We start from the raw sequence: 22,018 nt of genomic DNA, 5'->3' as shown, positions 1-22,018 counted from the left end.
AATATTATAACAATATTGGTAGATTTGAGGATTGAAACTGAATGAATTATTCTAGCATTAACGTACACGGCAATCTTCTTTCTGAAGATGTCCTTAAAAAGATTGAATCTGCAGATATTCACGGTCAGGCTCAGGTAGATTTTAAAATTGACGGTGGAAGCAACCTTAGAAGTGAGATTGAATATGCCTGGAGTAGGATAAAACTTGACTGGGCACAATTTCAGGCCAAATCGCAAAAATTACCGGATAGTGATCCCTATGGGACTACTTTGACTAGAAAGTGGATGAGGAATTTTTTTGATTCACTAGGCTTTGAATTGCGTGATCAGCGAATGTCTTTAGTTGGAGACAATGGTCAAAATTATTTCATTAGCCATACAGCCGAAAACCTAGATGGCCTGCCTGTGCATATTGTTGGTTTTACAGAGCCTGCAAACCCCAATAAAAGTACCCTTGATATTAAAACCAGTGGCGGCACCTCCAGGTATTCCCCTCACGGAACCATGCAGGAGTATTTGAATGTTACGGAACATCTGTTTGGTATTGCTGCCAACGGATTGTATGTCAGATTAATGCGAGATACAGGGCATTTGATTAAATTGACTTATGTGGAATTTGATCTTAGGCGCATGCTCGAGGAGGATAAGTATAGTGAATTTACGTTGCTTTACAGGCTTATACACGCCTCAAGATTTCCAGTGTATAAACAGGATGCAGATCAATGTTTATTGCAGTCATATTTTCTTGAAAGTATTGAAACGGGTAACAGGATTAGAAATGGGTTGAGCAAAGCCGTAAAAAAATCACTTGAAGCGCTTGGTCATGGCTTTTTAAAGCATCCCGACAACGAGCAATTACGGGAAGCATTGTTATTTAACCGTTTTACTGCGGCAGATTATTATCGCCAGCTCTTAAGGGTGATTTATCGCTTGCTATTTTTAATGGTCACCGAAGAGCGTGGATTGGTATTTGATGCAGAGGATAAATCTGAAAAAACACTAAGATTAAAAGATATTTACTGGCAATTTTATAGTATCGCCAGAATTCGGGAATTTTCAGAAAAGCGTCATGCTTATGAAACGCAGTACCAGGATCTTTGGCAAGGACTTGTTAACACTTTTAGGCTTTTTGAGGGAGAAGGCAACGGGATGACGCTCGGTATTCTTCCGCTCGACGGGGACCTTTTTAATAGTGAAGGTATTGCCATGCTACAGGGCAGTTCAATTAACAACAAACTACTATTAGAATGTATAAGTAATCTGAACGAGTTTAGAGATGAGAATGATTTTTTAGTGAGCATAAACTACAGGTCTTTAGATGTTGAAGAACTTGGTTCAGTTTACGAGGGTTTGCTAGAACTCCATCCTGTAGTAGAGAATCTGGATGCTGCTAATCCAGCTAACATTTTTTTTAAATTCCTTGGGGGAACGGATAGAAAAACTACCGGCTCATATTACACCAGGCCTGAACTGGTTAATGAGCTCATCAATTCCGCTTTAATTCCTGTCATTGAAAAAAAAATAAATACAGCTCAGAATAAAGAGGCGAAAATTGAAGCATTATTAGCTTTAAAGGTCTGTGATAGCGCCGTTGGTAGTGGTCATATGCTATTAGCTGCAGCCAGAACTATAGCCTGGTATATGGCGAGACTACATAGTGGTGATGAGAATCCCTCAAAACCGGTATACCAAAAATGTCTTAGGGATGCGATACAGCATTGTGTATATGGGGTCGATATGAATCCTGATGCTGTTGAGCTGTGTAAACTTGCACTTTGGCTTGAAGGGCACAACTGTGGGAAACCTTTGAGCTTTTTAGACCATAAGATTCGGAATGGTAACAGCCTGGTAGGTGTAAAAGATTTCTCGGTTCTTTCCAAAGGAATTCCAGATGAGGCTTTTGCTTTTGTTACTGGCGATGATAAAGAGGTTTGCAGGGAACTAAAGAAAGCAAATGCATCTTTCAAAAAGATGCAGCAATATGATTTATTTGGTAAAGCAAATGTTGTAGAGGAGTATCATAATTTTAGTAATGAATTTCATGATCTAGAAGATATTGATCAGGACGATGTGGCGGCAGTGCGTTTGGTGAAAAACTTATTTTATTCACTGCGTAGTAATTCTACCTGGGAAAAAGATCGCCTTGCCTGTGATATCTGGACGGCTGCTTTCTTTTTTAACTACACACAGGAAAACAAGCTTGCTGCTCCTTTGAGCGAGTCCTTACTGGATTTTTTAAGGAATCCCCAAGGCATTGATGAATCTACCTTAAAAATGGCTACAGAGTTATCTGCCCAGCATAAATTCTTTCACTGGCCTTTAGAGTTTCCGGATGTGTTCGAAAATGGTGGTTTTGATGTCATACTCGGAAATCCGCCTTGGGAACGTATTAAATTGCAGAAAGAGGAGTATTTTGCTACACGTGATAGTGCAATTGCTAATGCAGCCAACGGTTCAGCGAGAACAAGAATGATTAAAGAATTGAAGGAATTAAACCCCACTCTTTTTAAAGCTTTTGAGGGAGCTGTACACGATTCTGAGAGCGTGGGTAAATTTTTACGTTTCAGTGGTCGTTATAACTTAACTGCCGTAGGTGATATCAACACCTATTCTGTTTTCTCAGAGCTCGCCCGCTCATTAATTCATGAAAGTGGAAGAGTGGGGATTATAGTGCCAACAGGAATTGCTACCGATGACAGTAATAAAGCCTTCTTTTCAGAAATGGTTGAGCAGAACTGTCTGGTGAGCTTATTTGATTTTGAAAACAAAGAGGCAATTTTTCCGAGTGTACACCGAATGTACAAGTTCTGTTTGCTGACCCTTGCTGGAACAGATATCGGTAAACAGAAAATAAACTTTGGGTTCTTTCTTACCAAAATAAGTCATTTAAAAGATAAACTCAGAATATTTAACCTTGATAAAACTGATTTTTTCAGGCTAAATCCCAATACCAAAACTTGTCCTGTATTTAGAACCAGTGTTGATGCTGAATTATCAAAAGCGGTTTACAACCGGATGGGTGTGTTTATAAATGATGTTGAAAAACAAAATCCCTGGGGTGCTTATTACATTCGGTTGGTAGATTTAGGTGACCATCAGAATGAAATTGAAATGGTTCATCTTCGGGATACTAATGTTTATCAGGTGCCAATCTACGAGGCTAAATTGTTTTGGCAAATGGATCATCGTTTTTCTACCTTCAAAGATCAAACTAATCTGGCAATTGAAAACGGTACTTCGTTACAACTGTCAGTAGAAGAAAAGATGAATCCTGATTCACAAATCGCTGTGCGTTATTATGCCAAAGCAGAACTCAAAGAGTTGCTTTTTTCTAAGTACAAGGACTATGATTCAAATTATTTTGTTTTGTGGAGAGATGTGACCAATGCAACAAACGAACGGACTTCAGTGGCTTCGGCTGTGCCTAAAGTCTTGGCCTCGAGATCCTCTCCGGGTATCGGTTTCGAAAAATCTTTGCCTGGGTATTTATTGGTCGCTAATTTAAATTCCATAGTGTATGATTATTTTGTTCGTCAAAAAGTTAGTGGTTTGCATTTTAATTGGGGCTTATTAAAGCAAACCCCAGTTATCCCACCACATTTATATTCCCCTGAAGATCTTTATTATATTGCCCCAAGATGTATGGAACTTATCTACACCGCGTGGGATATTAAGGGCTTCGCTGATGATTTTTGGCGAGATGCTGGAAAGGAGCTTAAGGAAAAAGTTGAACAGCAATGGGAGGATAACAGATCGTTTGGTGATCAGAAGCTAATGTCAGAAGAGAATGAATCCCTTATTAACGGTTGTCCTTTACCACCTTTTATTTGGAATGAGCAGAGAAGAGCTGTTCTCAAAGCTGAAATTGATGTAATCTATGCCAAAATATACGGCTTGTCGCAGCGAGAGTTGAAGTATGTTGTTGATCCTCAGGATGTTTATGGAGCTGATTTTCCCGGAGAGACTTTCAGAGTGCTAAAGGACAGGGAAAATCGAAATTATGGTGAATACCGGACCAAAAAATTTATTGAGCAAGCTTATGATAATTTTCATAATATTGCTTTACCAGTATTAAAGATTAAAACAGAAATGATAGATTTGAGTCTCCATCAAGGGATTTATAGCATCTGGGAAACTGCTATGATAACAAGATTTTCTTCGCAAAAGGTGACCTCATGGTTTAAAGAGCTTGAAAAAGCCCATTATGAGGGTGTGGGCAATAAGACGTCCTCAACTGGTGAAACCAGAATTAGTTTTCATGGTCTGATCGAATTGGTGGTAATTGGTACTTTGCGAGATAATGGCATCTCTCTCAAAAGGATCCTGAAGGCCAGAGCTGATTTGAGTACAAAAACCGGAAAGATATATCCCTTTGCAACAAACAATGTCAATAAAAGTCTAAAGGTTTCAGGTAATGATATCGTCTGGGAGTTTGATGATGGTGTTAAAGTGACTCTGGATGGGACAAGCCAAATTAATATCGATTTGATTGCTTTATTTTTTAGAGACATTATCTTTAATAATGATATTGCTGAAAAAATGATGCCGTCCCGTGGTAACAATATGGTTGTTATTGATCCAAAAATTGGATTGGGTAAACCGGTTATTGTCAATAAGGAAGTTCCTGTTGATATAGTAGCCTCAAGTTATAAACATAATCCTGGGTCCCTTGATATTTTAAAAGAGCAATATGATTTGACTCAAGAAGAGGTAATGGCGGCTGTAGCTTACATGAATTAATATGGATATTCTTTTTGACAGACATTATCCTAAAAACCTTGTTGAGGCAATAAAACTCATCCAGCAACTGGATTCTTCCGCATTATGTAAGGTTTCCTTTTACGATAGCGCAGTTAATGATCAGGAGTTGGTTAATCCGATCTTATTTAGGGTAGATAAACATAGAAAAGGGGTTGAGCCAGTTACAGAAATTCTTTTTGAAAATGGTTTCAGGGTGATCGCACTAAAATTTCCCAAGGATAAATACTATGATTTTTTTGATCTTTCTTTAATTATCTTGAATATCTGGCCTAAAATAATTACTCTTCTTAAAGAAAAGAACAAACCCTTTATTTATAAGTGCAATGGCGATCACGGTAAGCTAATTTTGGTAAAAGAATAGTCTTAGTATCAGCTTCTGATTCAAGGATTGCCGTTATTGAATATTTCTGGAGTTACTGCCCTGCCAAAGAAATAGATTTTAATAGTATTCTTCAATATGGGGCACCAAAGTTGGTCAATTTAACGTTGTTTCTCTCTATCGTAGCTCAAATGTTTAAATTTTCAGTTGCTATGTCAAGAAAGCAATAAAAGAATTCAAGATTAAATCCAATTATTTCAAATAACGATCAATTTTTGTTAAAGCTAATACTCTTAAAATCTTCGGTTTTTAGTGGGCTGGATAATCCGTTTTTGTAATCGTTGTTTTATGTATGCAGTAGTAATCTGTAAAGAGGCGTGTCGGTTTTTCTCCATAATAGAATAGAAAGAAGCTCCATCTTCTAGATCATAGAAGTTCGAACTGTGTTTCAAAGCATAAAATTTCAGATGCTTGCTAAGTTTGTATTTGGTTCTGAAAGCCCTGAATTTTTGCCCAAAGTATTGCTCATTTACCGGTTCTGAACTTGGTTTGCACCTGTGGCCAAAAACAAAGTAGGCCTCTGGCTTATTTAGTATCAGCTTATTTAAGAGTTCGGACATTTCCTCATTCAACTCAAAAATTGCTTCCTGATCATTTTTTGTTTTGTTGGCAGGTAGAGTGATAATTCTTCTTTTCCAATTTATGTCATGGATCTGAAGCCTGGTCATTTCAATGGGACGAATATTGTATGAATATAGCATTTTTGAGGCCACGTAAAGCCCGAAATAAGCAGGGTCATCCCTGAGCAAGAGTTCCATGTTTTGTAATTCTTCTTCTTCGTAAATTATAAACCTTGAACTATCTTTGTGCGTGGACTTTTTTATCGCGTCATCCACGGGGTTTTCAGAAATCACCTTATATTTCTTCAGGTAGGAGAAAAACGTGCTCAAATCTGATCGATAGGTATTGTAGGTTACTTTCCCCCACTTACGCTGTTTGGTTTTAAAGCCAAAAAAATTGTCGATATCTATTGAAGTGAAGCTGCCGATTTTCCGGGATAAATAATTATGTTTTGTAAGCCAATCCTTGAGGTGCTCAATAACTATTTTATTGTTTTTGATCGCTGTTTTCCCTATCATTTTATCTTCAAAGCGTTCTTCTCTATGTTTGATCCAGTGATTACAGCATTTTACGATAGGAGATAAAGCATTTAAATCTATGCTGATACCTGCCTGAACAAATTCGTTTGTAAACGGGTCCCAACCTTTACTCAATAATTGTGTAATGGCGTCAACGGCAAATTGGGCGTTTTTCTTTATCTTTAAACGAGTATCATTTATTCCGCCTACACCACCTTTTCGTGCTCGGTCGAGATTTCCCCCTTTTAATTTGTTAGGCCAGTAAAAATATATGAAAGGTTTGTTTGAGTTTGTTATTTTTGTGGGAATAGAAAGATTAAAATCCGTACCGTTCCATTCCTTTATGAAAATATTCTCTGACCTGTTAGCAGTTTTGGTTTTCATAGATTTAATATTTGGTTATTCAAATATAACGAAATAGGCGGATATTTTGTCAACGGTTTTGTCAACGATTGAATGAAAAACCGCCTTTGAAGTACTTTAAATAAATATAAATATGCAATATTGGTTAGTAAAATCAGAGCCTTTTAAATACAGTTGGGAAAAGTTTAACAAAGATGGTCGTACCTTTTGGGATGGCGTTCGTAATTATCAGGCACGGAATAACCTAAAAGCGATGAAAGAGGGTGATTTGGTGCTTTTTTACCACAGTAACGAAGGCAAAAATGTGGTGGGTATTGCAAAAGTGGTGAAAGAGTTTTATCAGGATCCTACCACTGATGATGCCAACTGGGTAGTGGTTGATTTATCTCCTGTAGAAACGCTGAAAAACCCGGTTTCACTCGAACAAATTAAGGCTGAACCTAGTTTAACCGATATTTCGTTGGTTAGACAAGGACGGTTATCAGTTATGCCCTTAAAAGCAGCAGAATTTGATAAGATTCTGGAAATGGGAAGCTGATCAGTTTGCAGTTTTCAGTTAGCAATTAACAGTTTTCAATTAACAATTAACAGTTTTCAATTAACAATTTAATATTAACGCACTCAACATGAAGTTTAAAATAATCGCTACGATCATTATTCTGGTTACCTGCCTGTTTGTAAGCGAAAGCAGGTCGCAGGAATATATCAATTACCAGGTTAAGGTAAGAACGGATTCTTTAGGCACCCATAAAGGAATTTTGGAGAAAATAAATAGTGAAGGACTTACGGTTATGGATCATGGAAAATCTGTGGTGATCAAGGCTCAAAACATCATGAGTATTCGTTTGAAGAAAAATAGCTTTACAACTGCACAGGGCTTGTTGTACGGTACCATTTGCGGGGCCGCTATTGGTTCTACAGCATTTTTGAGCGACCTTCCTGATGATTCGCAGTTGACTATTTTAGCGACTATAACATCTGCCGGGGTTGTAGCTGGTGTAGGTTATGGATTGGCCTGTGAGATTTTAGCCAATAAAATGATGCTCAGAATTAATAAAGACACGAGTCTTTTTGCAAACGAGTATCAGAAACTTGAAAAGTATTCAAAAGCTTATTATACTGATAAACCTTAATGAGCTGTTTTTTGTAACATTTCGACTCCGCTATCAATGATGTTATCTTGCAGTTGTCTGTTGATGAGTAACTTGTAGTACCTAGGCATTTCCGCATAGCTAGGCCGTAGCATTATGTCTCCGTTCTACTTAAATCCGGCCTAACAAATTTTTCGGGCTCCACTGAAAAAGCCGCCTCACTAGCTTCGAAAGAAAAATTTTCAGCCGGTGTTTTTTGTTTTTTCACCTGTTTTCATTTTTTTAACTGCGTTCTAGCTAGCTCCGCTGGTCTTTTTGACATCAAAAAGAAAAAGCCCTTCGGCGGCGGCGAGCCGAGGCAAGGCTTTGCCCGGAGCCAAAAAAATAAATGTATACATCATTAATATTGAATTTTATACAATAAATTAATCCTCACCGTTACAGAAATCTTTAAATTAAGTAAAAAATGTATTAACTTAAATAAGTTCTTAATACCTCATATGAAAACCATCTATTTTACACTTCTCTTTTTCCTCTCCCTTACCATTGCACAGGCGCAAAGTATAAAACCCTATATCGCCGTTCTTAAAACACAAAATGGAAAATACAAAGGCATTTTATATAAAGTTGATTCAGTGAATGCCATTCTGAATCATGATGGCGAATTTATCAAGGTTCCGGTAAGCGAAATTAAAACCGTACAGATCAGAACGATTAAAAAAGGCTATGAAGGGATGAGTTTTATTAAAATTGGTGAAACCCGGTCTGAAGAATATAAAATGGACGCTAGTGGTAGAATGGTTGATCAATGGGGTAAGGAAGAGCCGACCTTTAAGGAAGATGTATCAGCTACTTTTTTTTCTGTCATTTTTACGGTACTTGCAAATGCTGTTGCACTACCTATTCATGCCATTAATCCGAATCTTGCACGTTTTAACTTTCGTAAACCAGATGGAAATAAGTTAAACGAACTCAGTTATTATTCTATTTATTATCAGGCCAATCCAAATGTACTGGCCGAGTTGCACCAGCTAAAAACCATTTCGGCTAAGTTTAAGCCTTAGGCGGTTGGAGTAGGGCGTATTGCGCTGGGCGTTTGGCGTTTGGAGTAGAGCTTAGGGCGTATTGCGATGGGCGTATTGCGTTTGGGGTAGATTAACCGATTGATTAATTTCCCAAAAAGTCTTATCCTGTGGCAACAAGTATTATTTTTCCGCTCTATGGAACCAATAAACTAATGAACCACACTATTTCTTTTACTCAAGGTTATCCCCAGCGTCATGACAATACTCGATCCCAATACCACCAGGAATAAAAATGGTGTACCAACCTCCGGTATTTTTAAAGAATCTGGCAGGTTAAAATAAAGCAAAATGCTAATGAGTCCGCGTGGTGCAATGTATAAAATCGGACTCAGGTTTTCTTTTTTGAATATTTTGAGAAACACCACTCTGATGATGTAAATCGATATAAGCATGAAGAAACCATTGGCCAGTACAATTTTATCGTTCAGGCTACTTATATTCATGGTAAAACCAAAAATCACGAAGAAAAAAGTACGGAGGATAAAGGCGCTTTCTGCTGATAACTGATAAAGCTGGGATAAATCGGCCGTTAAATTTTTGTATAAAAAGACACTTCTGAACCAGGCATTCTCAATGGCATCAGCATTGTTCAGGAACAGGCCCGTGCTTAAAATTAACACCAGGGAGGAGAGGTGGTAGGATTGGCCAATGGCATAAACCAGTATCAGGATGGCTATAATTAAAAAGAATTTGATGTGATGCACCAATCGTCCCATCACATACAGCAACACCACACAGGCAATGGCCGATAGTAAAAGGATCAGGAAGGTACTTAAACCTAAGCCAATAAAAGCCGATGTAGTGATCGAATGATTGGTAATGGCAAAATTGAAGATGATAATCCCTAAAATATCGGAGAAAGAAGATTCATAAATTACAAATTCTTTGTCGTGGTTGTTTAATGCCGCTGCCGAAGGAATGGCAATAGCCGAACTGATTACGCTGAAGGGAATAGCATTTGCAATACAGGTATATAAATCGTGGTGGCTGATCTGGTAAATAATGGTGGTAATTACAGCGATAGTGCCCAATAAAATACTTAAAGCAGAGAAAAAAGCACTGCGGATAATCTTGTTTTTATGTCGGTCGTATTTAAGTTCAAGTGAGCCCTCAAAAACAATCAAAATCAACCCTACAGTACCCAATGTGGGTAAGATAGAGAGAAAATTGAAGGTTTGTATCTTCAGGTTATCGACCAGTAAACGTAAACCAATACCCAAAAGCAGTAGTAATAAAACCGATGGTATTTTGGTCTTACTTGCCACTAAATCAAACAGATAAGAGAAAATAACTAATCCGCTTAAAATAATAAGAATGGTATAAGTTGTCATATTTTTCAGCGTAGGGTAAACCGCTAAAATAAAACAATCATGCTAAGCAGAAAGGAATTTAATGTAAAAATTATGCTTTAAAGAAAAGTGCTTTTAGTTCGCTGGCATCATCAGGATTCATTTTTCCACCTAAAACCAAACGTAATTGCCTGCGACGTAAAGCGCCATCAAACAAATCCTTTTCTTCGGGCGTTTCCGGGATAAGTTCTGGTACAGGTATGGTACGGGCACTCTGGTCAACTGCAACAAAGGTATAATAAGCCTCGTTACTTTTCTGGCGTGCACCACTTGGGATATTCTCTGCCCAAACATCTAAACGAACCTCTACCGAAGTATTAAATGCCCTGGTTACTTTGGCCTCAATGGTAATTACATCGCCTAATTTAATGGGATGTTTAAAAGAAACGTTATCAACCGAAGCGGTTACTACAATGCGGTTACAGTGTTTTTGAGCCGAAATTGCCGCTGCAATATCCATCCAGTGAAGCAAACGCCCACCCATCAGGTTATTTAAGGTATTGGTATCGTTTGGTAATACCAATTCATTCATGATGGTAAAACTTTCTCTGGCAAATTTCTTTTTTAAACTCATTTAAGCGCAAAAGTAAGTAAAATGTGGTTAAAATAAGATAGGCGGTCTTCATCCTGAATTTATTTTAGGATCTTTTTCATGATCAGCATAATGTTATGGGGTCGCAATGTGCCATCCGTTTTCTGCGGTGATCTGCGCAATCAGCGGGACAAGATGCGTAAGTTATGTTCCCGCAGATTTAATAGATTTTCGCAGATCTGTTTGTTTTTCTGCGGTGATCTGCGGAATCAGCTGGACAAGATGTGTAAGTTATGTTCCCGCAGATTTAATAGATTTTCGCAGATCTGTTTGTTTTTCTGCGGTGATCTGCGCCATCAGCGGGACAAGATATGTAAGTATATTCCCGCAGATTTAATAGATTTTCGCAGATCTGTTTGTTTTTCTGCGGTGATCTGCGCAATCAGCGGGAGAAGATGTGTAAGTTATGTTCCCGCAGATTCAATAGATTTTCGCAGATCTGTTTGTTTTTCTGCGGTGATCTGCGCCATCAGCGGGAGAAGATGTGTAAGTTATGTTCCCGCAGATTCAATAGATTTTCGCAGATCTGTTTGTTTTTCTGCGGTGATCTGCGCCATCAGCGGGAGAAGATGTGTAAGTTATGTTCCCGGAGATTCAATAGATTTTCGCAGATCTGTTTGTTTTTTCTGCGGTGATCTGCGCCATCAGCGGGAAAAGAATTTGGAGGGTTCCCGATTTAAATCCGAAAACAATTCATCAGCAATCATGTTATCCTTAAAAAAATCGAATTAATGCAAAACCAGACCCTGATCCAATTTTTCCATTGGTATTATAATGAAGAACAAAATTTGTGGACTAAAGTAGCTGCCGAAGCCAGTCATTTAAAAGAAATTGGTATAACATCTGTTTGGCTGCCTCCGGCTTATAAATCGAACAATGCGGCCTATGATGTTGGTTATGCCGTTTATGATTTATTCGATTTAGGCGAGTTCGACCAGAAAGGAAGTGTAAATACCAAACATGGCTCGAAAGACGAATATATCAAAGCGATTGAAGCACTTCACGATAACGGGATTGGTGTTTTAGCCGATGTGGTTTTTAACCACAAAGCTGGGGGTGATGAACTTGAAAAAGTAGCCGTTAGAACGGTAAACCCGGAAAATAGAAACGAATTTACCAGTGATGTTTTCGAAATAGAAGCCTGGACGAAGTTTACTTTTCCTGCGCGGCAGGGGAAATATTCTGAATTCATTTGGAATCATGAGTGCTTTAGTGGGGTAGACTGGGCAGAAGACCTCCAAGAAACAGCCATTTATTCGATCCAGAATTATTTAGGTGAAGGTTTTGAAGAAGTTCCTTCTACTGAATTTGGCAATTACGATTACCTGATGTTCAATGATATCGATTACCGCAACAGGGCGGTTGTGGAAGAGTTAAAATACTGGGGTGAATGGGTTGTCGAAACCACCAAAGTAGATGGTTTTCGATTGGATGCGGTTAAACACATCAATCCGGATTTTATTGTAGAGTGGATCGATCACCTGAATCAAAAATTTAACCGGGAGTTTTTTATTGTGGCCGAAGATTGGAATGTGGTGGATAGAGAGGGGCAATTAAACTATATCGAAATTACCGGTGGCAGAACGCAAATATTCGATTCGCTTTTGCACCATAATTTTTTCCTGGCGAGTAAGGATGAGGCATTTGATATGCAAACGATTTTTGATGGAACCCTGGTTCAGGTGAAGCCGGATTTGGCCGTAACATTCGTTGATAACCATGATTCGCAACCTTTGCAGGCACTCGAATCTTATGTCGATTTTTGGTTCAGGCCTTTGGCTTATGCTATCATCCTGTTGCGTGTACAGGGTATTCCATGTTTGTTCTTTCCCGATCTGTACGGAGGAATTTATGATGATAAAGACAAAGAAGGGGATGAGGTACACGTGGAGTTGGTTCCAATTCCGGTGGTAGAAACCATGAGTAAAATCCGTACAGCTTTAGCCTATGGCGAGCAGCGCGATTATTTTGACCATAATATTTGTGTCGGCTGGACCCGTACAGGTGATGAGGAACATGAAAATAGCGGCCTGGCGGTATTGATGAGCACAGGAGAAGAAGGCTTTAAAGAAATGGAAATCGGTAAACACTTTGCCGGAAAAACCTTTGTTGATGCCTTAGGTTATAGGGAGCAGGAGGTAATCATTGATGAAAATGGCTGGGCCGAGTTTCACTGCAACGCGGGAAGTGTATCGGTTTGGGTGTTGAAGGTGGGGTAGGAGAAGAGGGTGATATTGTGGTCTGTGGGGACACAGACCACGGCGTTGGCTTAATGCCTTTTCGACGCATTATGATTCCCAATCAAGTTGGGAATGACGCTGACATCTAACCCTCCACGCGTCATTCCCGTGCAGACGGGAATCTTAATGCGCCCGCTAGTGGTGATTGTTTTAAGATTGCTTTCCCGAAATTTGGGGCAGGCTGTCGTTCCTTCTCGCAACAACGAATTTTTTTATTTACAAAAAGTTATCCTCAGCCCGGTAAGCCGAAATAACAGCTAGTTCGCCTTCTTTTCCACCTTTGGAGTTGCCATGCTCCATGCCCATCACACCCTTATAACCTTTTTTGTGCAGGTGTTTAAAGAGGTTTTTATAATTGATCTCTCCGGTGGTAGGCTCTTTCCGACCTGGATTATCACCAATCTGAATGTATGCAATTTCGTCCCAGCAGCGATCGATGGTTTTAATTAAATCACCTTCTGTACGTTGCATGTGGTAAATATCATAAAGGATTTTGCAAGAAGGGCTTTTTACCGCTTTACAAACTGCATAGGTTTCATTTGTTTTTTGAAGGAAAAGCTCCGGGGTATCGCTCAAGGTTTCCAAAACCATGATCAAACCGTGGGGTTCAAAAATCTCTGCTCCGGCACGCATGGCATCAATTACATTGGCAAATTGATTGCCATAAGGTAAATTACGTTCGTAAAAACCAGGTACTACGGTAAGCCATTTAGCATTACAGCGTTTAGCTGCTTCTACTGATTTTTTACAGGTTTCGACAAATTTATCTTTAAACTCCTTTTTTCCGGTGGTTAAAGAGGTTTTCCAGTTATCGCCGCCATCTACAACGAAAACACCCATGCGCATGCCCAATTTGGCTAATAGGTTTCCAATTTTTTCCTGTTCATCTACAGAGCGGTTGAGGTATCCGTTATCTTCGATAGCACGGAAACCTTTGTCGTACATAAACTGGATCTGATCTAAAAAATTCTTGCCTGCATGGTTTTCGAACATGCCCTGATGTGGGGCATAATCCATGTTAAAAACCTTATCGCTTAATGCTGCACCTGGTTTTTCGGCCGCAAAAGTATTGTTAATTCCTGCCCCGGTAGCAATTGCACCAGCAGTGAATAAGCTGTTTCTTATAAATTCACTTCTTTTCATCGGTTTGTTATTAAACGGATAGATACTAGTGTGTAATTAATTTTTTAAATCCTTTGGTTAAGGTGTCGGCTACTTTGCCATCTTTTTGGTGGTACACAAAGTAAGCTTCGAGATTTTTTCTGCTCTCTACAAAGGCAATGGCATCTTTAAGGTGCATGGCCATTAAGGCATTGTCATAGCCATCGGCTGTAATGGCATCATTGGCGTATACGGTTACGCTGATCATCTCATTATCTAAAGGATAACCGGTTTTAGGATCGATCAGGTGAGAAATCTTTTTCTTCCCGCTCTGGTGGAATTTCCGGTAATTGCCAGAGGTGGTAATGGCGCCAGAATTGATGGCGGCAATGTGCCTGATTACGGGAGTGCCATCTTTATCAGGGCCTTCAATACCGATTTTCATCGTTTCGCCATTGGGTTTAGGTCCTGAAATCCGAATTTCGCCCCCTAATTCGGCCACATACTGTTTAATGCCTTTTTTTTCGAGATAAGCAGCAATTAAATCGACGCTGTATCCCTGGGCAATTCCGTTTAAATCAATTTGCACGCAGGGTTTCAGTTTGGTTAATAAGCCATTCTTTAGCTTCAGGTTTTTCATGCCTACGCAGGCCAGTATCGATTTAATGGCGGAGGGATCTGGTTCGGTTTTAGACTCTTTCGGACCAAAGCCCCAGACCTGAACCAGTGGGGCAACAGTAATATCGAAAACTCCTTTTGTATCCTGATTGATCTCGAAACTCCTTTTCAACACATCATTTATTAAACGATCGGTTTTGATTTCTTTTTCTGCCGAATTAAACTGATTTATCAATGATCCCTTTTTGTAAAGCGACATCGATAAATCAATTTGGTTTAATAAACTATCTATGCCTGCCTGAGTGGCTAAACTATCAGTAGCATAGTACATTATAGCATAATCAGTTCCCTGTGCAAGACCATTGATTTTGTATTGCCTTAACTCCTTTTTCAAAGAGAAAGCAAAAATCAGTGGTAACAGGAAAAGCAAAAATCTATAACGCATCAATTTCGTGTTAGATCACCTTTGCTTGTCCAGGCATGGCAATAGGGTATAGTCCTTTTTCATCAGGCATTAATCTTGGGTTCGCATCCCATGCAAAACGCTCAGGCATTAAACTGATGTTCGACGCTAAAGCCTCATCCCATTTAATGGTTTGACCAGAATAAGTGGCATAACGACCGATAATTGCAGAGAACGTACTGGTTGCAGCATAATCTACATTACTAAATCTGTATTCTCCCTTAGAAACCGCATCGAACAGTTCGTCGTGTTCTGTTTGGTAAGGATTTGCGTTTCCTTTGGTATTGTGGTTATAGAGTTCTTTACCGCTGTAATCTTTCATGATGGCCTGGTTGCTGCCGGAAAGGTAAATCTTACCTTTGGTACCCTGGAAAGATTCATCCACCCGGTTACTGATGCCTTCGAAATGTCGGCACTGGCTATGGATTACCGCGCCATCTGCATAAGTTAATTCGATAGAGTGATTGTCGTAAATCTCGCCATAGTCTTTCCCTGTTCTCCAGGCGCGGCTACCTGTTCCCTGTACGGAGGTGGGATGTCCGTTTTTTATCCAGTTGGCAATATCGATATTGTGTACATGTTGCTCAACGATATGATCGCCGCATAACCAGTTGAAATAATACCAGTTTCTCATTTGGTATTCCATTTCGGTTTGGTTCGCTTTACGCGGACGTACCCAAACGCCACCACTGTTCCAGTAAACCTGGCCCGACATGATATCGCCAATAGCACCATCGTTAATGCGTTTCATCGATTCGCGATAGTTGGTCTGGTAACGGCGTTGCAAGCCTACCACCACATTTAATTTTTTCTTTTTAGCTTCTTCCGCTGCGGCCAAAACCTTTCTAATACCTGGAGCATCTACAGCAACCGGTTTTTCCATGAAAACTTGTTTGTTCTGTTTAACCGCCTCTTCGAAATGGATAGGACGGAAGCCCGGAGGAGTGGTTAACAACACTACATCAGCTAATGGAATAGCTTTTAAATAAGCATCGAAACCCACAAACTGGCGTTCTTTAGGAACATCCATCTTCGCTGCGAATTTTCCGTTTAATGATTGATAACTGCTGTCTAAGCGATCCTGAAAGGCATCGGCCATAGCCACCAGCTTAATATTGAATTTGGTACTTAATGCCTGGAAAGCAGCGCCTGTTCCGCGGTCGCCACAGCCAATCAAGGCAATTTTTATGGTGTCAGAGCCCGAAGCATAAGCCCCGGCCAATGGAATACTGCTTATCATGGCTCCACCTGCCAGCATGGCGGTTGCCTTTAAAAAATCGCGACGATCTTGTTGGTTAATTGGTTTTTTCATGTGTTTAGTTTTTTTATTGTGGTTGCTTGTGTTTTTTAAAAGTCTTTTATAGGTTGTTTATTGTAATAAGCATCTATTTCTGCTTTCGATGGTGTTTTTACCGGACGTACCAGGCGCATACCTACAAACGGAGCTTCGGGGAACCACCAATTGCTTTTAGGAATCTGTGGATCTAATTGTTTCCAGGATGGATCAGACGCTAATCTGGCTGTTGAAGTTAAGTTGTTGGGCGTTTCATCATAGGAGCCGCCACGAACTGCATTTGGGTAGAGTTTTTCAGGTACGGCTACAGGGTTTTCTGCAGTTTTATCTTTGCTTTGGCTGTAAAAATCAGCGATATATTGATCATAGGTCCATTCGCTCACATTGCCATACATATCAAATAATCCCCATGCATTCGGTTTTTTTTGTCCTACCTGATGTGTTTTGTTATCGCTATTATCCTTGTACCAGGCATAATCACCTAGTTTTGATGCATCATTTCCAAAAGAATAATTGGTTTCAGTACCGGCTTTACAGGCATATTCCCATTCTGCTTCGGTTGGCAAACGGTAAAAAATACCTGTACGTACATATAGCCATTTGCAAAATTGGATGGCGTTATATTGGGTCATGGCTACGGCTGGCTGGTGTTCTTTGCCCATACCAAAAGTCATGTCGAGATAAGGTTTTGTAGGTCTGGTAACGGCATCTACTTCAGCCGGAATAGCACTTATGCTGGCTTGTTTTTCGTAATCACGATACAGGAAAGGCTCAAAAATATCCCAGGTTACTTCATGTTTCCCTATCCAGAAGGCATCGAGTTTAACCTCATGAACAGGTTGCTCATCTGCTTTCCCTGTTTTACTTCCCATCTTAAATTTGCCTGCTGGTATAGCCTGCATGTCGAATTTTAGTTTTGTTCCGTTAATGGATTGTGTGTACGAATCACTGGAAGTTTGTGCTGAAATGTGTGCACAAGGATAGGCTATTAATGCTGCGGCAATTAACTTTTTAAACATAATTTTTGGTTAGATACACTTATTTTCTAAGTGTTTATCTGGTTACTTTCTGAAATGCTAAAGTAAATAACCACATTTAAAACAAAGAAAATTTATGTAACAATAAAGGTAAGTATTGTCACATTAAAAGTCAAGTTGACAATTAAAGCTATCCTCATCCTGAACTTGTTTCAGGATCTGATCGGCGAAGATCTTTTAAATCGATCTTAGTTATAATTAATTGTCTAAGAGTATTATAGGTAAAAGGTCATTTACCACTTAAGAATACAAGGGCATTTAAGCTTATATACCTTACATCGTTTGTTTTGCATTTTTGATGCATTATCATTGCAAGCTGACTTACCTTCTATCGGTAACCTTATTGCTTAAATTGGTATAACCAACGAGGGTATCCCAGCGTGCGCCCGGGCGACGATAATAAACAAAAATCTGATAGCTGTTTTCAGTCTGGAAAAATGCGCCCTCAAAAGGTTTAGTTTCCATTATCCTGGTGTCTTTATTGTACCAGGCAAATTCATAATCATAGAGGCCTTGTTTAAGTATCACGTTGCCATAAAACTGTTTCCTGCCGGCATCGTAGAGTAGTTTGTTTTCATTACTCATGGTGTAATTGTTAAACCGGCCAACAACATAAGCATCGCCATTCGGGCTGGGTGCCGGGGCATTTAAGGTAAATAAAACACTCATGTACTCTGCTTCTGTTTTATCGTCCCGTCCGTCGGTATTGCGGATAAAAAAGTTTCCATTTTCATCGTACTGGTTGGCAAAAGCACCGACTGTTCTGGGTGCATCCTGAAAAAGCATTACGTTTACGGATTGATTATCGCGATAAATATCCTTCACATTATCGGCCTTGTACCTTAAACTCCTGGTATCAAACTTCCTGAATTCGTTATCTCCCCAAAAATCGTTGGTATTGAGGTCGTTATAAACCAATTGGTTTGGCCTTACAAAAGATGGTTTGGTATTAACCTGGATGGTATTGGCATTAAAGTTTTGCATCACCACAGCTTTTACATCCTGATAGGGGTTCGGGATAGGGAAGGGGTGATTAATGGTAAAATTGATTTTTTGTTTATAATTCCTATTTTCCACCTGCATGGAGTTATTTACATCAGCGGCCACAGCAACCTGATTGTCGAGCATGTAAAAGCGTTGCGAAATAACAGGTTTGTTTTTGTCGCCATCTAAATACACTTTTAACACATAATTTCCCCCAATTTTTGGCTGGATTTGGGTATTGGGTAAGCTGATTTCGTAATGTGTATATTTTCGTGCGGTATTAGAAGAGTAGCGATAATTGATGATGCGGTCATCATTAAAACTTCCTAAATAATCGATGCTCGAAATTTTCGATGTTTCCCATTCTGCGGTGCAATGTTCAATGGTATACCAGTAGTTTTGGGTACCCGCCAGTAAATCATCGAACGAAAAAGTTATCGTTTCCGACGAATTGAGCATAATTACAGGTAAACTCTGCTCTTTATTGCTGTTATAACAAAGTACAGTTTTAATATTTGGAAGATAAATTTTATTCTCGTTGGTAAACGTTTTGTCGTTTTGCGCAAAGGCCAGGCTGGAGATGAAAAATAAAACCGGAATTAATATTTTCTGCATGGTTAAAAGTAAAGTTTTATTGGGAAGTGGCAAAACCCATCTTTAAGTTTAGCCACCGAGGCAGGGATTGGCAAGGAAGATTCCAGTGCCGTCATTTCGAGCGGAGTGCAACGAAGTCGAGAAATCTAACTCGAGATAGATCTCTCCATTCCACTGCGTTCCAGTCGAGATGACGGGACGAAGAATTTAACTCCTTCCGTGCTAATCCGTATTTCCGTGGCAAAAAGAATCATTACAAAACAAAAAAGCCGTTCCGATATAAATCGAGACGGCTGTATATCTATAATAACTTAAACTAAGCCTCCAGCTCCATAATTTCAGCAGCTAAACTTTCCCATTTATTTTGGCTAAGATCTAACTCCTGTTTAGTGGCCAAATAACGTTTGTTGGCTTCTGCTAATTTATCGGCGTTGGCATAAACATGCTCATCTGCCAATTCTGCTTCAATATTTTTAACCTGCTGCTCCAGTTCGGTAATTAACTTTTCTGTTTTTTGCAGCTCGTCGTTCAGTTTTTTTAATTGATTGGCTGCATTTGGCGTAACAGGTTTTGGCTGTTCCTTTTGCTTTTCTGGCATTTTAACCGGAATAGGTTTAGCCGCCGGAATTATCCTTTTGCTATTCCATTCTTCATATTCGGCATAAGTACCAGGGTATTGTTTAATTTTTCCGCTTTCGATAAACCAGATTTTGTTGGCTACATTATCTAAGAAATACCTATCATGAGATACGGCAATAAAAGTACCTTCAAACTGTTGCAATGCCTGAATCAAGATATTAACCGACTGGATATCCAGGTGGTTGGTCGGCTCATCCAGAATCAGGAAATTAGAATCTGTGGTTAACGATTTAGCCAGGGCCACACGCGATTTTTCTCCTCCAGAAAGCACTTTGATTTTTTTGAAAACATCATCACCGGTAAAAAGGAAACAACCTAAAATACTACGTAATTCCGTATCGCTATGTTTTGGGGCAAAGGCTTGTAATTCTTCTAAAATCGAATTTTCTAAATGCAGCGATTCTAATTGGTGCTGCGCAAAGAAAGTGGTGGTTACGTTATGACCAGTTTCGCAGAAACCTTCAAATTTTTCGGCTCCGGCAATCATTCTCAATAAAGTAGATTTACCCTTACCGTTTGCACCGATCAAGGCAATTTTATCACCTTTTTCAATCACGCCCTCAGCATCATCTAAAATATGCACATTTGGATAACTCTTATTGGCATGTTCTATACGCACCACGTGTCTGCCTGAAGGTTTAGAGAATTTAAACGCGAAGTTTACGGTTGGGTTATCATCATCCACATCATCAATACGCTCCATCTTATCTAAAGCCTTCATGCGCGATTGTGCCATTTTAGCCTTACTCGCTTTCGCTTTAAAACGCTCAATTAAACGTTCTTCCTGCTTGATTTTGGCCTGTTGATTTTTAAACTCGCCTTTCTGGATTTCGCCACGCAAGGCTTTTTCTTCAACATAGAAGCTATAATTACCCGCATAAACGGTTAATTTCCCCTTACGCGATTCTACCGTACGGTTTACAATTTTATCTAAGAAATACCTATCGTGAGATACAATTACAATGGCACCTTCAAAACCCATTAAATAGTTCTCCAACCATTTAATGGAAGGTAAATCCATGTGGTTGGTAGGCTCATCCAGTAATAAAATATCAGGTGTTTGCAATAAGATTTTCGCCAGCATTACACGCATACGCCAACCTCCTGAGAAGGTATTTAAAGGGCGTAACTGATCTGCCGTACTGAAACCCAAACCGGCTAAAATTTCGTTGGCCCTATATTCGATGTTATAGCCATCTAAAGCTTCAAACTCTTGCTGTTTATCGCTTAATTTAAATAAAACCTCTTCGCTATAATCGGTTTCGATTTTCTTAAGCAGTTCTTCAATCTCATCATGCAATTGGTTTTGGCGCTCAAAAGCCTCCATGGCCACATGCAAAATGCTATGGTGCGAATCGTAAGAGAGTAAATCCTGGTTTAAGTAACCAATTTTCAAGTCTTTCGACATGGAAACGGTACCCGAACTTGGTGCGTATTCGCCTACAATTATTTTTAAAAGTGTTGATTTTCCTGTTCCATTGGCGCCGATTAAACCAGCTCTGTCGCCAGGTTTAATGTGCCAGTTCGCGTCATCGTACAAGGCCCTTGAGCCAATCAGGAAGGTTAAATTATTTATTGAAATCATTTCGGCTGCAAAAGTACGAAATTTAAAGGCTTTTTTCAGCTGCAAAGTCAAATAGGATAAGCCAGCAACATTAATGTTTATATTGAAGTAATACCGGCTAATTCGTGTGGCATCAACATTAGAAAACAATTTTTGTAAAAACAAAAGCTTTTAAGTGCCTGTTTAATCATTATTACTGTTTTAAATTGATACTCGATATAACGCCTATCTGCTCAATATCCTCAAATTTTAATTGATCAATAAAACGGTAAGGCATTACAATTGTCAGTGCAGGGTTAATGATGTTAAATTTTTATGATGTATAAAAATTATCATACCTTTGTTCTGTAATAAAAATAGTTACAGTATGAATAGCAGTCATTTTTCTATATCGCTTCACATTCTTACGCTCCTTGATCAGGTGAAGGGGCAGCTATTGAATTCTGAATACATTGCGGGTAGTATCAACTGTAATCCTGTTCTGGTGAGAAAGGAACTGGCCAATTTGCATAAATACGGTTTTGTTCAAAGTAAAGAAGGAAAGGGTGGTGGCTCAACCCTAGCTAAAAACCCTGCTGATATTAACCTTGGGGATGTTTACCGGGCCGTTAAACAAAAAAGCCTGTTAGGCGAAAGCAAAAATGAACCTAATCCCGATTGTCCGGTAGGTAGACAGATCACTAAACATTTAACCGATTTATATGATGAAGCAGAAACTGCTTTAGTAAAGAATCTTTCGGCTAAAACTTTAAAAGATTTTAGTGCGGGTTTTAAATAAAAAATTTT

General features: G+C 39.3%; 16 protein-coding genes. 7 read left to right on the top strand and 9 right to left on the bottom strand.

All coding sequences use genetic code 11. The annotated features are described in order from the left end of the window. Window positions 1-41: 41 nt before the first annotated feature. Entirely contained in the window at window positions 42-4,739 is a 4,698-nt protein-coding gene (locus CA265_14090; GenBank protein ID ARS40724.1) for a hypothetical protein, read from the top strand. A gap of 1 nt (window position 4,740) precedes the next feature. Further along, complete coding sequence (locus CA265_14085; GenBank protein ARS40723.1) at window positions 4,741-5,121, top strand: hypothetical protein; 381 nt, start codon at window positions 4,741-4,743, stop codon at window positions 5,119-5,121. Between the two features lie 251 nt (window positions 5,122-5,372). Here the strand turns inward: CA265_14085 and CA265_14080 are convergent, their stop codons facing one another. After that, window positions 5,373-6,602 (bottom strand): hypothetical protein, encoded by a 1,230-nt coding sequence (locus CA265_14080; protein ID ARS40722.1) that lies wholly within the window; start codon window positions 6,600-6,602, stop codon window positions 5,373-5,375. Window positions 6,603-6,714: 112 nt separating this feature from the next. Here CA265_14080 and CA265_14075 point away from each other — a divergent pair, with 112 nt between their 5' ends. The 3 genes from CA265_14075 to CA265_14065 all read left to right on the top strand — a co-directional run bounded on the left by CA265_14075 (window position 6,715) and on the right by CA265_14065 (window position 8,736). Next, complete coding sequence (locus tag CA265_14075; GenBank protein ARS40721.1) at window positions 6,715-7,119, top strand: ubiquinol-cytochrome C reductase; 405 nt, start codon at window positions 6,715-6,717, stop codon at window positions 7,117-7,119. A gap of 88 nt (window positions 7,120-7,207) precedes the next feature. Next, on the top strand, window positions 7,208-7,714 hold the full coding sequence (locus CA265_14070) for a hypothetical protein (protein ARS40720.1): 507 nt from the start codon (window positions 7,208-7,210) through the stop codon (window positions 7,712-7,714). Between the two features lie 458 nt (window positions 7,715-8,172). Further along, complete coding sequence (locus CA265_14065; protein ID ARS40719.1) at window positions 8,173-8,736, top strand: hypothetical protein; 564 nt, start codon at window positions 8,173-8,175, stop codon at window positions 8,734-8,736. 170 nt (window positions 8,737-8,906) lie between these two features. Here CA265_14065 and CA265_14060 read toward each other — a convergent pair whose 3' ends face one another. Both CA265_14060 and CA265_14055 read right to left on the bottom strand, forming a co-directional pair. Next, the gene (locus tag CA265_14060) at window positions 8,907-10,088 is read right to left on the bottom strand and encodes a sodium:proton antiporter (GenBank protein ARS40718.1); all 1,182 of its coding nucleotides are present in this window, start codon (window positions 10,086-10,088) and stop codon (window positions 8,907-8,909) included. A 70-nt stretch (window positions 10,089-10,158) separates the two neighbouring features. After that, on the bottom strand, window positions 10,159-10,680 hold the full coding sequence (locus CA265_14055) for an acyl-CoA thioesterase (GenBank protein ARS40717.1): 522 nt from the start codon (window positions 10,678-10,680) through the stop codon (window positions 10,159-10,161). A 749-nt stretch (window positions 10,681-11,429) separates the two neighbouring features. Here CA265_14055 and CA265_14050 point away from each other — a divergent pair. After that, a complete protein-coding gene (locus CA265_14050) occupies window positions 11,430-12,917 on the top strand; it encodes an alpha-amylase (GenBank protein ARS40716.1) in 1,488 nt (495 codons plus the stop codon). A gap of 237 nt (window positions 12,918-13,154) precedes the next feature. On the opposite strand, the gene CA265_14045 is transcribed toward CA265_14050, so the two are convergent. The 6 genes from CA265_14045 to CA265_14020 form a co-directional block, all read right to left on the bottom strand. After that, window positions 13,155-14,081: a xylose isomerase gene (locus tag CA265_14045; GenBank protein ARS40715.1), complete on the bottom strand. Its 927-nt coding sequence runs from the start codon at window positions 14,079-14,081 to the stop codon at window positions 13,155-13,157. A gap of 25 nt (window positions 14,082-14,106) precedes the next feature. After that, the gene (locus CA265_14040; protein ID ARS40714.1) at window positions 14,107-15,102 is read right to left on the bottom strand and encodes a thiamine biosynthesis protein ApbE; all 996 of its coding nucleotides are present in this window, start codon (window positions 15,100-15,102) and stop codon (window positions 14,107-14,109) included. A gap of 10 nt (window positions 15,103-15,112) precedes the next feature. Further along, on the bottom strand, window positions 15,113-16,432 hold the full coding sequence (locus CA265_14035) for a dehydrogenase (GenBank protein ARS40713.1): 1,320 nt from the start codon (window positions 16,430-16,432) through the stop codon (window positions 15,113-15,115). Window positions 16,433-16,467: 35 nt separating this feature from the next. Then, a complete protein-coding gene (locus CA265_14030) occupies window positions 16,468-17,433 on the bottom strand; it encodes a sulfatase-modifying factor (GenBank protein ARS40712.1) in 966 nt (321 codons plus the stop codon). A 339-nt stretch (window positions 17,434-17,772) separates the two neighbouring features. Continuing rightward, window positions 17,773-19,050 carry a DUF5103 domain-containing protein gene (locus CA265_14025; protein ARS40711.1) on the bottom strand — a complete coding sequence of 426 codons (1,278 nt, stop codon included), beginning with the start codon at window positions 19,048-19,050 and terminating at the stop codon, window positions 17,773-17,775. A gap of 295 nt (window positions 19,051-19,345) precedes the next feature. Then, the gene (locus CA265_14020) at window positions 19,346-21,253 is read right to left on the bottom strand and encodes an ABC transporter ATP-binding protein (protein ID ARS42995.1); all 1,908 of its coding nucleotides are present in this window, start codon (window positions 21,251-21,253) and stop codon (window positions 19,346-19,348) included. Window positions 21,254-21,599: 346 nt separating this feature from the next. Between CA265_14020 and CA265_14015 the strand changes: the two genes are divergently transcribed. Continuing rightward, window positions 21,600-22,010, top strand: coding sequence for a transcriptional regulator (locus CA265_14015; GenBank protein ID ARS40710.1), 411 nt, complete (start codon window positions 21,600-21,602; stop codon window positions 22,008-22,010). The last annotated feature ends 8 nt before the right edge of the window (window positions 22,011-22,018 follow it).

Source organism: Sphingobacteriaceae bacterium GW460-11-11-14-LB5, from assembly GCA_002151545.1.
GTDB lineage: Bacteria > Bacteroidota > Bacteroidia > Sphingobacteriales > Sphingobacteriaceae > Pedobacter.
This window is presented reverse-complemented; position numbering and strand designations above follow the sequence as displayed.